The sequence below is a fragment of the Pseudomonas oleovorans subsp. oleovorans genome (assembly GCF_002197815.1).
Lineage (GTDB): Bacteria > Pseudomonadota > Gammaproteobacteria > Pseudomonadales > Pseudomonadaceae > Aquipseudomonas > Aquipseudomonas oleovorans.
The window spans coordinates 1-12,589 of the sequence record NZ_NIUB01000022.1 but is presented as its reverse complement, the minus strand read 5'-3'; the positions used below and the strand labels follow the sequence as shown (position 1 = coordinate 12,589).

17 protein-coding genes are annotated in these 12,589 nt (G+C 55.4%); 4 read left to right on the top strand and 13 right to left on the bottom strand.

Annotation, left to right across the window (positions count from 1 at the left end):
• Positions 1-24 precede the first annotated feature (24 nt).
• A complete protein-coding gene (locus PSOLE_RS14220) occupies positions 25-306 on the bottom strand; it encodes a hypothetical protein (protein ID WP_020307526.1) in 282 nt (93 codons plus the stop codon).
• 154 nt (positions 307-460) lie between these two features.
• Positions 461-1,471, bottom strand: coding sequence for a hypothetical protein (locus PSOLE_RS14215; RefSeq protein ID WP_083393735.1), 1,011 nt, complete (start codon positions 1,469-1,471; stop codon positions 461-463).
• 125 nt (positions 1,472-1,596) lie between these two features.
• Between PSOLE_RS14215 and PSOLE_RS14210 the strand changes: the two genes are divergently transcribed.
• Complete coding sequence (locus tag PSOLE_RS14210; RefSeq protein WP_020307524.1) at positions 1,597-2,064, top strand: hypothetical protein; 468 nt, start codon at positions 1,597-1,599, stop codon at positions 2,062-2,064.
• 2 nt (positions 2,065-2,066) lie between these two features.
• Here PSOLE_RS14210 and PSOLE_RS14205 read toward each other — a convergent pair whose 3' ends face one another.
• The 4 genes from PSOLE_RS14205 to PSOLE_RS14190 all read right to left on the bottom strand — a co-directional run bounded on the left by PSOLE_RS14205 (position 2,067) and on the right by PSOLE_RS14190 (position 7,151).
• Entirely contained in the window at positions 2,067-3,581 is a 1,515-nt protein-coding gene (locus PSOLE_RS14205; RefSeq protein ID WP_020307522.1) for a sigma factor, read from the bottom strand.
• Between the two features lie 191 nt (positions 3,582-3,772).
• Positions 3,773-5,023, bottom strand: a complete 1,251-nt coding sequence (locus tag PSOLE_RS14200; RefSeq protein WP_139204952.1) for a hypothetical protein — start codon at positions 5,021-5,023, stop codon at positions 3,773-3,775.
• On the bottom strand, positions 5,020-5,769 hold the full coding sequence (locus tag PSOLE_RS14195; RefSeq protein ID WP_020307520.1) for a hypothetical protein: 750 nt from the start codon (positions 5,767-5,769) through the stop codon (positions 5,020-5,022). Before PSOLE_RS14195 ends, PSOLE_RS14200 begins: the two co-directional genes overlap by 4 nt.
• Entirely contained in the window at positions 5,766-7,151 is a 1,386-nt protein-coding gene (locus PSOLE_RS14190) for an exodeoxyribonuclease I (protein WP_020307518.1), read from the bottom strand. The genes PSOLE_RS14195 and PSOLE_RS14190 overlap by 4 nt, the downstream gene beginning before the upstream one ends.
• A gap of 153 nt (positions 7,152-7,304) precedes the next feature.
• Here PSOLE_RS14190 and PSOLE_RS14185 point away from each other — a divergent pair, with 153 nt between their 5' ends.
• Positions 7,305-7,586: a hypothetical protein gene (locus PSOLE_RS14185; RefSeq protein WP_074858291.1), complete on the top strand. Its 282-nt coding sequence runs from the start codon at positions 7,305-7,307 to the stop codon at positions 7,584-7,586.
• Here the strand turns inward: PSOLE_RS14185 and PSOLE_RS14180 are convergent.
• From PSOLE_RS14180 to PSOLE_RS14165, 4 genes are read right to left on the bottom strand one after another with little or no spacing between them, the layout of a single operon-like run.
• On the bottom strand, positions 7,568-8,335 hold the full coding sequence (locus PSOLE_RS14180; protein ID WP_074858288.1) for a hypothetical protein: 768 nt from the start codon (positions 8,333-8,335) through the stop codon (positions 7,568-7,570). The two genes, PSOLE_RS14185 and PSOLE_RS14180, sit on opposite strands and share 19 nt — an antisense overlap.
• Before the next feature lie 4 nt (positions 8,336-8,339).
• The gene (locus tag PSOLE_RS14175; RefSeq protein ID WP_020307515.1) at positions 8,340-8,804 is read right to left on the bottom strand and encodes a hypothetical protein; all 465 of its coding nucleotides are present in this window, start codon (positions 8,802-8,804) and stop codon (positions 8,340-8,342) included.
• The gene (locus PSOLE_RS14170; protein ID WP_037004774.1) at positions 8,804-9,136 is read right to left on the bottom strand and encodes a hypothetical protein; all 333 of its coding nucleotides are present in this window, start codon (positions 9,134-9,136) and stop codon (positions 8,804-8,806) included. Before PSOLE_RS14170 ends, PSOLE_RS14175 begins: the two co-directional genes overlap by 1 nt.
• Positions 9,137-9,144: 8 nt before the next feature.
• Entirely contained in the window at positions 9,145-9,801 is a 657-nt protein-coding gene (locus PSOLE_RS14165; RefSeq protein WP_074858284.1) for a hypothetical protein, read from the bottom strand.
• Positions 9,802-10,300: 499 nt separating this feature from the next.
• Here PSOLE_RS14165 and PSOLE_RS14155 point away from each other — a divergent pair, with 499 nt between their 5' ends.
• Positions 10,301-10,579 (top strand): hypothetical protein, encoded by a 279-nt coding sequence (locus PSOLE_RS14155; RefSeq protein ID WP_074858281.1) that lies wholly within the window; start codon positions 10,301-10,303, stop codon positions 10,577-10,579.
• Here the strand turns inward: PSOLE_RS14155 and PSOLE_RS14150 are convergent, their stop codons facing one another.
• Positions 10,580-10,969 carry a hypothetical protein gene (locus PSOLE_RS14150; RefSeq protein ID WP_074858278.1) on the bottom strand — a complete coding sequence of 130 codons (390 nt, stop codon included), beginning with the start codon at positions 10,967-10,969 and terminating at the stop codon, positions 10,580-10,582.
• A 699-nt stretch (positions 10,970-11,668) separates the two neighbouring features.
• On the opposite strand from PSOLE_RS14150, the gene PSOLE_RS14145 reads away from it, so the two are divergent.
• Positions 11,669-12,028, top strand: a complete 360-nt coding sequence (locus PSOLE_RS14145) for a hypothetical protein (protein WP_037004772.1) — start codon at positions 11,669-11,671, stop codon at positions 12,026-12,028.
• Positions 12,029-12,068: 40 nt separating this feature from the next.
• Here PSOLE_RS14145 and PSOLE_RS14140 read toward each other — a convergent pair whose 3' ends face one another.
• Positions 12,069-12,296 carry a hypothetical protein gene (locus PSOLE_RS14140; protein ID WP_084343985.1) on the bottom strand — a complete coding sequence of 76 codons (228 nt, stop codon included), beginning with the start codon at positions 12,294-12,296 and terminating at the stop codon, positions 12,069-12,071.
• Between the two features lie 80 nt (positions 12,297-12,376).
• Positions 12,377-12,589, bottom strand: a 213-nt coding sequence (locus PSOLE_RS14135) for a zinc ribbon domain-containing protein (RefSeq protein ID WP_140418991.1), incomplete at its 5' end; no start/stop codon positions are given.

Below are 12,589 nucleotides of genomic sequence, written 5' to 3'. Positions count from 1 at the left end.
AAGGGGCCTCGCCCCTTGCCTTCCCTACTCTCCCAGAAGGCTCTCAACCGCTTTTGCCTGATCCAGTATGCACTGCTCAAGCATGCTGCCCAGGACGTTCGCTACAACCGGGAACTCTTGCAGCACCTTGCCTCGGATAAATTCAGTCCGCTCAGAAGGTACAGCTGGATAGTCGATTAACTTGAAGCGCACCCTGCTCAGGGTGCTAGGCCCCAGCTTTGAAGTAACGATCAAGTCCTCATCATCCACTATCGTGGCGAACTGCCTGAGCGTTGGTCCAGTGATGATTTGGGTACTGTTGGACATAGACACCTCCCCTCTACGGTGACTTGATACGTTCCAACAGAAGCCTTTGTGTCATCGAGGCCAAGAAAAAAAATCCGCGCATGCGCGGAATTTATACGGTCCTGAACGTGCTATGCGGGGTTCGATTTTCCGCGCATGCGCGGATATGAGCAGATCAGGAGCACGGGATTTCTGGCGGGCAGAACCCGAATATCTCGTCATAAGACTTGCAGCAGACCACCGGCAGCCACCACACAAATGTGTAGATATGGCTGGGACTGACTGGGCCGAGCAGCATCTGTGCGTCGAGAAACATACTGCCTGCGCGCCAACCAACAGTGGTCATGGGCGAGGTCTGTTGTAGCTTGCCTACTGCAATGGCAGTGTCAAATGGGGACGAGCCGAGGGCCTTGCGCGCTATGTGCAAAGCACGATACGCAGCGATGCCGGCAGCCACTATCGGGTTATCCCTCGGTGTGGCCATCTGCCTTGGGTACAGTGGCCCCCACTGTGTCCCGATACAACGCTCAAAGCCAAACAGATTCGAAATGGAAGCGCCGATTGTCGAGCACTCAAGATCAGTTGGCGGGAACATAAGCCAGTCTCTACAGCCTGTATTCCAGGCTGGATCACTCTCGGTTGTATAGAGCAGTTTGGGGAAGCAGCTGGGCAGGGCGTCGTTAATTCGCTTGGTTGCCTGCCCAATGATTATGTCTGTTGCTGCCGAGCAGAGCCCAGAGCCGCCGAAAATGCTTGTGTTTGTACTTTTGGCTGCATCAACGCCACACATCTTGCAGCCCTGCCCAGCCATCGCAATGTTGATGGCCCAATCTGGGAGTTCCCATAAGCGAACGTGCATGCTTGTGTAATCGTTGTTATCCACTCCAGCAGAGAGAATCCCGCCAATAGACTGACCCAGCGCCGTATCCCCCCCACCCTTGATGACCTCACACAGCACCACGGGTTGATAATGAGAGACAACTAGATAGTCCTGGCAAAAGTAACAGCAAGGACTAAAAACCTTATATTCAAGAGTCAGAGGATCGATGCTGAGAAGCCGAGCGACATTGACGCTCATGGCCCGCGCAGGTGGCGAAACAACACCGAGTCCCATAGTGCTGGCGGCCAGAGCTGCTGCGCTCAGCTTGGTGAAGCGGCGTCGGGTGAGGGGTAAGGAATCGATCACTTTGGTTTCCTCAGAAGGCTATGTCTGAGAATGCCCCCCTTAGTGACCCTGAAATGCACACGGTTCAGCGGCGGCTTCGGAGCAATCACGATAAAGTTGGCTCGTATGGACTTCTGAGGTTTCCCGTGGCTACACAATTTCTAGGCCTGCTGTGCCTGCTTCTCGGAATGGCCGCATTCTTCGGTCTGTGGTTGCTGACTATCAAAAACCGCACTAAGACGATTGAGGTGGATGCTCCAGCAAATATTGCCCCCCAGGTTGCATCTGGACCGCTTAGAGATGGGGTGTACTCGCTTGCCCCGTCCAAAGAGCAGGCCATAGAGCAATCAACCAGATCGACAGCCAAAGGCACAGGGCCTGCTGACAGCGGGGCTCAACAACCCCTCTGCATCGATCAGGCAGGGCTTGAAGTTGCCGAGGCCGTTGCAGCGGACGACCCTATGGCGAAAACTCACCTTGAGATTGCGAACCAGTTTTTCAGCATGGGGGATTTCGTAGGGGCAATTGAAATGTGCCAACTCATTCTGGATAACGAGGACGCATCACCAGCCCAGAAATCTAGCGCTGAGCAGCTTATTTTGGAGTGCGCGTAGGCTCACTCCATTAGCTCCCAAACAGCCTTGAGTTCTTCGATGCGGGCCAGCGTAGACTGAGCCTTCCTCTCCAAGCGACTGATGTTCTGCGGAGAGGTATCGAGCATCTGAGCAAGCTCCGCCACGGGAATCACTTGAGCGCCGGCCAATCCAGTGCGATGAGTGAGAACGAAGAAGTCCCGCTCACTCAAAGCTGCACGAATCAGCCCGACGACATAAGCTGCCTCGCTTTCTTCCTCCAGCTCTGCCACAAAGTCATTGTTCTGATCGGCAATGAAGCTGTGCATCCCCGCATCATCACCCTCAGAGTTAGAGAGGGTGTCCATAGACATAGCCCCATTGCCCAGGAGGTAAGGACGGAGCCCGTCCAGCTCGAACGGGGTGATGCCAGCTGCTTTGCACACGTATTCGTCACTGGCGCTCGGCATGTCGGTGTACACGGCACGAACACGACCAAGCATCTTGTGGCTACCTTCTGGAAGCCGAATTAGCTCCTGCTGAATGAGGCTGCGGATGATGGTTTGCTTGATCCAGGTGACGGCATAGGTAGAGAACTTCATCCCCTTTTCCGGGGCATAAAGACTGATGGCGCGAGTGAGTCCTTGGTAGGCCGCAGAGCGCACCTGATCGAAGTCAGCTGCGAATCGATGCTCACGCGCAACCTTTTCAGCAAGGCCTGCATTGATCATTGCGAACGCGCCAGAGAGGCGGTCAATGCGCTGATGGATTCGATGGAAGGCGGACCAGCTACCCAGCAGCTCGATCACAGGAACACCAGTTTCTAGCGCAACCCTGGCGATACGCTGCTGGCGCTCCAAAACGCCGAATCGGAATTCGCGCTTTGCCTTGGCCGGCATGATCGACTGAACGTAGCGGTTCGAGCCAAAGCATATTGCCGGCAACTTGTTCGACAGCCAGAACTGTTCGCAGAGCCGTTGGACAGTGGTACGGCTCAAGTGCATTTCGGATGCCACGTACATAGCCAGTTCGCGGCAGGCAGCGCTGAGGTCCCCGCATCGAGATTTGAAGGCGTTCACCGCCTTGGACAGGATCGCATCGTAGGGCACCAGCAAAGACAGCGCCTTGCGGAGCGAGTCCAGGGCCTCCATGTAAAAGAGGTCGCGCTCGCTCCCCTCAAGAGAATTCAGCGCATCCAGGCACTGGCGAACCAGCTGGATTCGATCCCGAGAATACTTGGAAAATTCAGCTGCGGGGATCGAGCCTTGGCGGAACCACTGGCCATCCACCTTGATCAGAGCCACGGCTTTATCTGCCTTATTCTCCTTGGTGAACGCCCCTTCCATTTCAGAAAGCAGATCGGCTACAACCTCGCGATCACAGGCCAGGGCCTGAATCTGATCAAGCGTGAGCTGAAAGACGGTGAAGCCAAAGGCCTGTTCCTGCTCAAGACTCAGGCGAAGACCTGCGCGTGGCGTGGTGGGGAAGTCAGGCAGAACATCCGGCACCACGAAGCCAGCCGGCTGAGGGATATGGTTCACACGGGCTTGTGTATTCATGGCTTGCTCCCAACGAAGCTGAATTTGTTGAACTCATCTTCGAAGGGAAATCCGTGTGTCATCGCCACGGGACGAAAAAAATCGGCAGCGCAAAGTGATCAAAAAATCACCATAGAGCGCCAGCCCAAGCCACTACACGTTGCTGCAAAGTTATCCTCTGACTTATCCAGAGGATCGGTGGATAACCCTAGCTACTGAATAGCACCTGGAGCAGCTGCCAGGATCGCAGCAAGAGCGGAAGCGCGGTCGATCCGAGCAGAGGATTTCTGGATAAACCTGACAGCATCAGATAGGGCGCGTCTCTCAACGCCCTGAATGTTGAGCTGTCTGCCAATAACCGCGAGCATCAGGTAAGCATCCAGCCGAGCCTGATCGCTTTTGAAGTCATAAAAATCTTGGATCATCGGATAGCCGCCGTTGCTCACGGCCATAGCCAGCTTAATGAGGGTCCTGTCATCGGCTGACAGCTTCAATCCACCGGATACCGCGTCGCGCACTATGTCGCCAGCATCTTGCTTCAAGCCGATCATGGTGTAGCAGCTAGCAACGTAGGCAAGCATCGAAAACTGATCCGCCTGCCTGCCTACCTCACCAAGAAGAACGTGCCGAAGCGCCTTGGCTCTCTCCAGGTCGCCATTTTTCAGCAGCGCAGGAAGCTTGATAATCAGCGCTTCCTCATATCGCCTCTGATCCAACTCGTATAGCACATTGAGAATTTCATCCACCTGGGAATCGGACATGCCCTTGGAGTACAGCACCAGGAAGGTCGAGAGTGTTTTGGCGCGAAGGTCGGCATCAGGAATGTCGTAGACCCTACCGATATGCTCCTTCGAGATTGGTTCGGATTCTAGGTTAAGCAGTGAACCAGCCTCTCGGTACTGGAGAGCCAGATCACTCGGAACGTATCCCTTCGGCTCAACAAGATTTGCAGCAATGGCAGCCGAACCAAACTCAAGGGCCGGAATTGCCCCCTGATCAACCTGGGGCGATAAGGCACTACTATCGTTGGCGCCGTCATCGGCGGGTAGTGCCGTTGCTGCATCAGCGGGTGAAGCGCCCTCCCCTTCAACGGTCGCCTCCTTCTCAGCCAGTTCAGTAGGGACTGTTGGCTGCTGAGGAGCGCTCTCCACTACGCTCGGAACTGGACAACTCCAGTGACCACTCTGGTCGCTTACTGTCGCTTGGCCCGCTTCATCGTGCGGCTGTGCTGGGTCGCTCGGCGGGCTCACATCCTTCGGCGCTGATGGCACTACAAAGTCACTAGCAACATCGGCATAGGCATGCGCCGCAAAAGCCTGCAAACACGGTTGATCGATGCCAGCAGCGCAGAAGGCTCCAACGGGCTCAATGAGCCATTGAGGGCTTGGAGAGGAACATCCGCCTAGGATTGCCGCCGAAAGCGGCACCAGCGGCGCGATAGCGGCCCGCAGAAGCATCTTCATGGCTTAGGCGCTATGGGGCTCACGGTTACGCCAGAATTTCGAAGCAATGCGATCACGCCGCTATTGAGGGCGGAATCATTCTGCCCGACAAAGTGGAAAACATGCGTACAGCGCAGCCTGATGCTCTCTGCTAGCGCCTGCTCACTCAGCGATGAGCTGAGCATTGAGAACGGGCTGCCCTGGCGTCGCGCAAAAGTCGAAATGCCTGACGCACACCCGTCATCCTCCAAAGCGAGCAGGCACTGGGGGGCGCGCTTAGCGAAGATAACCTCCAGGCAACTGGATACATAATCCTGATCAACGCACCCACCAAGAAACACGACCTTGAGCTTGTCCTGGGGGGCCTGCAAGTCGTCAATGAACTGCCCCATGGCAAGGGCCGCATCTGAGCTGAATGAGCAATGCGCAATTGATAGCTGGGCCGCATTAGTGATCAGCTGTCCATAGTGTTCGCGGTTGGAAAGCGCCTGCATGTAGATGCCTGCATACATAAGGCGCGGGCGGAGGGCTTCCCAATCAGGTCGGTCGCCACCAGTGAAGCCAACCCCATCCACCTCCAGTCGGAACAGCTCGGGATCATCCAGGTTGAGAAGGTACTTCCGATAGCGCTCATCCACGCCGGACAGCCTCTCAGAGTGGACAAAGTGCGCCAGCGACAGATAGCGTTCTTGTCTTCCTGTGGCGTCATCGATGTACCCGGTGAAGGGCATCGTCGCAAACGGATCAAACGTGATAGCTGGGCTCATTCCAAACCTGTCGTATGTAACCAGTGCTTTGCAGCAGTACGCATCCCAAGTGGGTTGGCTGGGCAGCCAGCCACATTCGAGCAGTAGTCTTTGGTGGCTTGCAAACGGGACGGCTCCCCTCTACCAAGAAGCCGGCTAGCGCAATGCGCACCCCATGCCTGCATTTCGCTCTTACTTAATAGTGCAGGCTTACAGCGCCTGATCAGACGCTCGCCGAGAGCAGTGATACGAGCATCATGCGCGTGTATCAGCAGACTTCCCCATTCGTCCGGGGACGCCTGATGCAGATTGCTCAAGAGAGCTTTGTCGGGCGCGAGGTATTCTGCTCCGTAAAGCTGGAAGTCCGGGTCCGCAACCAAGCTTGCACCTGATGCTCCAGACACTTCGAGTAAAGCCAAGCAGAGTTCGGGCTGGTTTTGCAGCTGAGCAACCCGTGACTTAATCAAAGTCGGATCGATGCCCAATCGGGCTGCGGTTGATCGATCAACTACTCCGAGGGGGCTTACGAAAGGGATTCTATTGAAATTCACACGGACAACTGGCTTGTGAATCTCGCCGGCCTCTGACCTGATGAACCTTGCTACTGACTCGCCAGCGTCCTCGATCAGCTCGGAAAGATCGCATTGAAGGTCAATCATGTACACGATGTTTCGATACTGAGGGTCAGTCCCCAGAGCAAGGAATACACCGAACTGGTTTGGCGCCATCAGCTGTTCGTGGCATATGAATACAGGCTTCAATGTCGAAAGGCTTTCGACCTGACCGTCAATAAGCCCGCAAAGCGAGGCAATCTGTCCAGGGGATGAATGCGCGATAGCGTGCGCGAACATCCCCGGATTAGCGCCAGCTAATGAGCCGGCGAACTCTTTCACGCATTCTGCACCCGAAAAATCCCCATACTTGCCGAGGACGTAATTGCGGCGACGTTGATCATTCCACTGCGCCGGCAGTTTATGGGGGTCAGTTTCGGGCCGGAGTAGAGACAAGGCACGACTTACGGTCAGCAAATCTAGGTAGTAAGCGCCCGATGGGAGTTCCGTGTTGGGCAGCGTGCTGAGGCACCTGTACAGAGCAAAGCGTATGTAGTTGTCGAGCGAAGACGTATTGCCTAGGCCGACATGAAGGGTGGCAGGGCTTCCGAATAACGATTGGGCCTTTCTCGACCATTCGTATTCAGTCTCCCCTGCCCCCAGGTCCTGATCGTAACAGTCCAGTTGCTCTATCGCTTGAGGGCTGAATGACACGTCTTGCCTCAACCTGATACGGGTTGAGTAGCGACGAATATCGGACTCTGTACAGACCAGCGAGTCAAACGCTACCAGCTGACCAAGCGCAGGCGTACCAATGTACTGGGCGTCATAGAAGTGGATGATGGGTTGCATGCCAATAGGCTCAGTCGTTACAACGAACCAACACTATCCAGCAACACCCCTATACGCCGCCACCCAACATGCAAGCAAAGGTAGCTAGTTCGGGTTACTACCCTGGTGCTGGTCGTTAGAATTGAGTGGACAGAAAGCCCGGCCAACAGCCTTATGAACAACGACACCCATGTTGCCTTTGCGCTCCACAGCGGGGTCGTCCATTTATGCCTGGATACTCGTCGCTCTCGCAAATCGCCGGTTCAAGCTCTTTGCCGAGAGGTGATTATCAGTGCGCCTCGCGCACCAGTTGACCCTGCGGACCTCGGCAATATCCAGAACTTCATCATCTGCAAAGGCTGCGAAGCTCGGTTCAACCTCATGGGCTATCGGCAGTTCTATACCCAAAAGCCTAACGCCGAGCGGCGGCATCAAAATCAGCTGCTGCTGTTCTGAGATTGCGCTTGGCGCGGGGCCTGAACTCCGTTAAATGCGCCAACATCGAGAATCGGGTAATCCTTGATGGTTTTGCGCACGCCCTCCCCCCAGCGATTGAGAGCTTCGATCTGCTTTGAGGTCAGGCGCCAGTATTCTTGTAGGCTGCCCAGCAATCGCTCCAGGAACTCTCTGCGCTCCGGCTTTGTGTTCTCGATTGCGACCCGCAGCCAGTAGGCCGCCCCAATACAGCGCTCCACATTCCTGTAGGAGAAGATGGTGTTCGACTTCTTCGACTTCGCCAACAACCGCTCAACGTAGAGTCTGGCGTCGCGCCCTAGGCCAGCCTCCGAAGACAACTGCCTGTGAAATTCGCGTAGCGTATGGGTGGCATTCCCGGTGAAACCCTGCATGTGCTCAACCCTTAGACGAAGGTAATCAGCAACCTCATCAGGCTCGGTCTTACCGCCAGGGCGCGGGCGAGCAGGCTCTGGGCGCAGCGTTTCATCGTCAGGGTCGTTGCCGGCCCCACCACGCACAGGCGCCTCACCTCGAACGACCAATAGCATCGCCATTCTGGAAAGATCGAGGACAGGCTCAGAGGGCGCACCAACATGAGTCTTGGCGCAGGACGGGCCAGCAAATGCCTCGACGCCTGAATCGTCACGCAGGACGATCAGGCGTCCACTTCGGAGGGGTCTGTTGCAAAAAACACAGTGGACTTGGCCTAGTTCATTTCGATCAATCCTGGCGTAGGTCCACTTGCTCATGCGACTACTCCTTCACGGTAAGTAACAACGTAGTTTTCCCGTCCACGACCAGCACTTTGGGCTTACCCGCAACAAGTACCGATGTGTCAGAAAAGGCTGCATTCTCGATGACAGGCTGCATGTTCACGCCGCATCCCAGCTGCTCCTTTCGCTCGATACCCTTGAGGTTCGAAACCTGCCCCACGACCTCAACCTTGTAGCTGTCGGGGTCTTCGCTTTCTACACGGCGCAGAGTCATCACCATGCCGGTGCGGTACTCAGCCTCGCGGCAAATCTCTTTGCCACGGGCCTTGTCCTTGATCGCGACTGTGTAACGGCCAGCGTCTCGAAGATCGAGTGTCTGGCGATCATCCGTCAGCGGATAGCTGAATTTCAGGGGTTCGTTGCCCCCCTCCGATACGGCAACTTCCAGGCTGGCGGCGTTAGCCGTACCTGCCACGAAGCTCAGAATAAGTGCTTGTAAGCGCATTACTGCTCCTGTGCTCGATTTATAGTGCTTGCGAAGGCAGCGGCAAGAATCCGCCCGACATGGAGGTCTTTCCAGCGCGGATCAGGAGCCCCCTTCGATTGGACCTTCAAGGCGGCTAGGTCGATAACCTCAAGGCCTAAAGACTCACCGCAGGCTGGGAGTCCAAAGCCTTCCGACAGGGCCTTGAAAAGAAGAGCCGGCTGCCCTTCTGGGTATGACGGTTCAGCAAACGTGAAAAAGCTCTCGTAGCGAGTGACCATATCGGCCAGCAGATCATGAACCATGGGCGCTGGAAGCTCGATATAGAGGCGTTGCTGGTTGAGCTTGATCACGCTGGCATTCATTTGGGAAGGACTCGGATTTCGGCGTTGTGCTGGATTTTGTTGCCGAACGAGACTTTAACCGGCTGATTTTCCAGCTCCATGGCAAACGGAATCACAACGCGGTCGAGGTAAACGGGCGGGTTGACCGACGACTGTAGCTCGGAGTCGAGCACGTACATGTGATCAATCCCGATACAGGCTACAAATTCAGACCCTTGAACTGCGGTTCGAGAGACGCGGAGATAGAAACCCTCGGGGAACTCGAAAAGCTCCCCCTGTTGGACCAGACCGTTCGACTCGGCGCCAAGCATAAAGGTCTTCTGACGCTGGAAGTCTCTCGCCAAAACGCGAGAGCCCAGGCCTTGTGGCACATCAATGGAATAGCGATTGAAGTTGTACCCTTCATCGCCCTCACGATCAGCCTCGATTTCAATGCTGACCTTGAATGTGTCACGGCCCATCGGGGGAAGACCAGTCGGTTGATACACCTCCCCTTCTCGCCATTTCGGCTCGCACGCGAGCGCATCGCTGGAGTAGTGCTTTTCGGTAACGACAACAGTCCCAGAGTGGGCTTTGGAGTCGTAGGTATACGAGGAAATATTCGGCTCAGGCGGCGCAGAGGCGCAGCCTCCCAGCAGAGCCGCAGCGAGAGCGGTGAAGGTGATTTTTTGCATGTGGTCGTGCCTATCCTGCCCTGCTCAACCCCAGGCTCCGCAGTGCGCTCTCCATGGCCGCGCCAGTGACCGGGGCACTTATGGTTGCAAGCGCACCGCTTTCACTCCCGTTCGCGAGGATTGGACCCTTCCAAACCCGCAAAATCGGGATAGATGACTTCGGACCTGGAATGCTGCGTATGAGGTTGATTAGAGCGTGAGCTGACGTGTTCTCCATGAACCCGTCTTCCAACAACAGCAGACATGACATGGGGTGCTGGATGCAACTCAATAGGGGGGCAGTTTCTCTCACCGCAAGGGTCTGATAGCCAGACTGATTCAACAACAACGTGTAGTGGAATGCTGACTTGGCCTCCCGAGTAGCAATTACAGCGATCATACCCAACTCCTTTATCGCCTCCAGGCGAAGGCGCCGGCCTGAGCATAACGAGTAAGTCCGTCGAGTTGGCATGCACACCAGAGGAATATCCCCTCAAATACAGGAGTGAACGGGAGGGGTATGGAAGATTTGAACTCACAGTCTGGCCTGGACAGCTGGCCAGTCCCTGTAAAAGTCTTTGAGGGCGCGGAGAAGTTGGTACGGCTGACTAGCCTTCCGCAAGAACTCAAACAAAAGGCATGGCGTGAAATTCGCTCGAACAACCCGCCGTTAGCCGCACTGCTCAAAGAGCAGGCCTTGCAAGACCTAGTGGAGTTCTTCGACGCGGATATTTTTGTTGAGGCTGAGCATGCGCCCTCACTGCCAGTAGAACAGCTGAGAGGGCGCAGGCCGGAATGATCAGGCTGTCATCGCCTTGGCACCAAACTGCCGCTTGAGCTGCTTGAATAGCTCCATTTTCTGCGGAGCCGGGAGCGCTTCCGCTGGTCCGTCGCTGACCTCATAGAGAGGGCTCGGGTCGAGCGCGCAATGCTCAGGTTGACTTAGCGACTGCTCAGCCTTCAATTGTCCATCGACAGACAGAAGATCATCGACTTCACCTCCTGCCCGCCCATAGGCGTTCACCAGGGTTTCCAAGCATGTATCCGCGTCAGGCCCTTGTTGGCTCGGGTTTTTGGCCAGCAAGGTGAGCATTTTGGTGTAGGCCTCCTGAATTTGATCAGCGGTAGGCTCATGCTCTTTCAGCCAAGCCCTGACTCGTTCGGTATATGTTGGGCTGTCATCACACATAGAAATTTCTCAGGCTGCTTCTAGGAGCTGGCATTCCACAACAGCAAATGCAGTGTCATCGCCAATGCCTGATTTATGTTTTTATTTCAGAGCAAGCGATTGATTAGCATCGCTGATATATCCGCGCATGCGCGGGAAATCGATAGGTTTTCGACCTATCTTCGCCCAATAAAGCGCAGCCAGTCGCGAGGACGGCTGAATAGGCGCGACAGCTCGCAACTCTTTGAAATTCATGAATATTCAGCCTTGAATGCGCCTAATAATGGCTGCATAGCCACGCTCCTACGTGAAATCTGAGATTTCCACAGGAGGTAGCCCTGCAAGATTTCACATAGAAGCGCGTGAGCCGGTAAAGCTATTGCAACATGAATAGCGGATTAGCTATTGGGCATGACTTATCGATCCGCCAGATCAATCCGCGCATGCGCGGATAATACCAGCGCCATTTTTCACTCAGTAGATGCCAGTTGCCGCTTGAAGAACGCGAAACTGGCAATCGGACACCGACCGATCACTATCAAGCAGTTCACGAAGCTGTCGGAACACGCCTGGGTTGTCCGAGACTGCCTTGGTAATCTCAGAAAGCTTGATGTATTGATCTGCCCCGATTTTCTCATGGGATAGGGAGCAACTGCATTGCCTTGGGTGGAAATTCGGGGGCACAGATATTAGCGTGAAAGCGAATCTGCTCTTGGAGAAATGGCCTTGCACCGCAACTTCTACGCTATCGCGCTGTGCGCTCTCATCGCCGGCTGCACAAGCAGCTGGATTGCCGATCCGAGCCCGGCAACACGAAATCTGGTTAATGATCTGCGCCTGGACGGGTTCGAATGCAATGCACGCCTCTCTACTATTGAGTGCATACAGAAAGAGCCCGTGCGACAAAAGCAGCCCTCGAAGTGCGACTCATCTAAGGGGTGCGTGGAGCAACCTGCTCTATTGCTCTACAACCGCTACCACATCGAACAGCAAGACACCGGCATTCCGACCGTGCATCACGATGTAGTGCAGCAAGTTGAAAGCAAGCTGCTGGGTGGAGAGAAGGGCGCTCAGCAGTGAGTTGAATGTCTGCCATCTATCCTCGCAGGCTGAGTCGCCATCAGCCTGCGGGGTCAATCACAAGGCTTTCTGCCTCGCTCCAGTGATCCGGGGAAACACTTCCGGTAATCATCGCGTAGCGCATTCCTATCGTTGGCCTGCCAGCCTTCAACAGATACGCAGCAGCCCCAGCGCACATCTTTTCAGCCTCGTAGATGCGACGCTTATCGAGCTGGAATTCGTCATCCTCAACCAATTCCTCGTCAGCCTCTTTTGCCTCTGTATTCAATGTCTTTTGACATCCTCCCCCACCTTCGCGGTGTCCGCTCAGGAGGGGGATTCCTTTACAGGCGTTAGCCGTTTGCTCGGCTAACAGGTTCCTGCTGCTGACGGCTTTACAGCGCCGTTCACTTCACAGGCTAACCGGGCTACGTCCAGCCCTTCGTTGCTTAGGCGTGCCTCACCACGGCGAAGCACGTTGATTGCGCCCACCACGTCAGCGTTGTTCGCATAGCCGCACTGCACGCACAGGAACTGTGCCTGGGTCTTGCGGTTGTCTGCGCTGACGTGACCACAGCACGG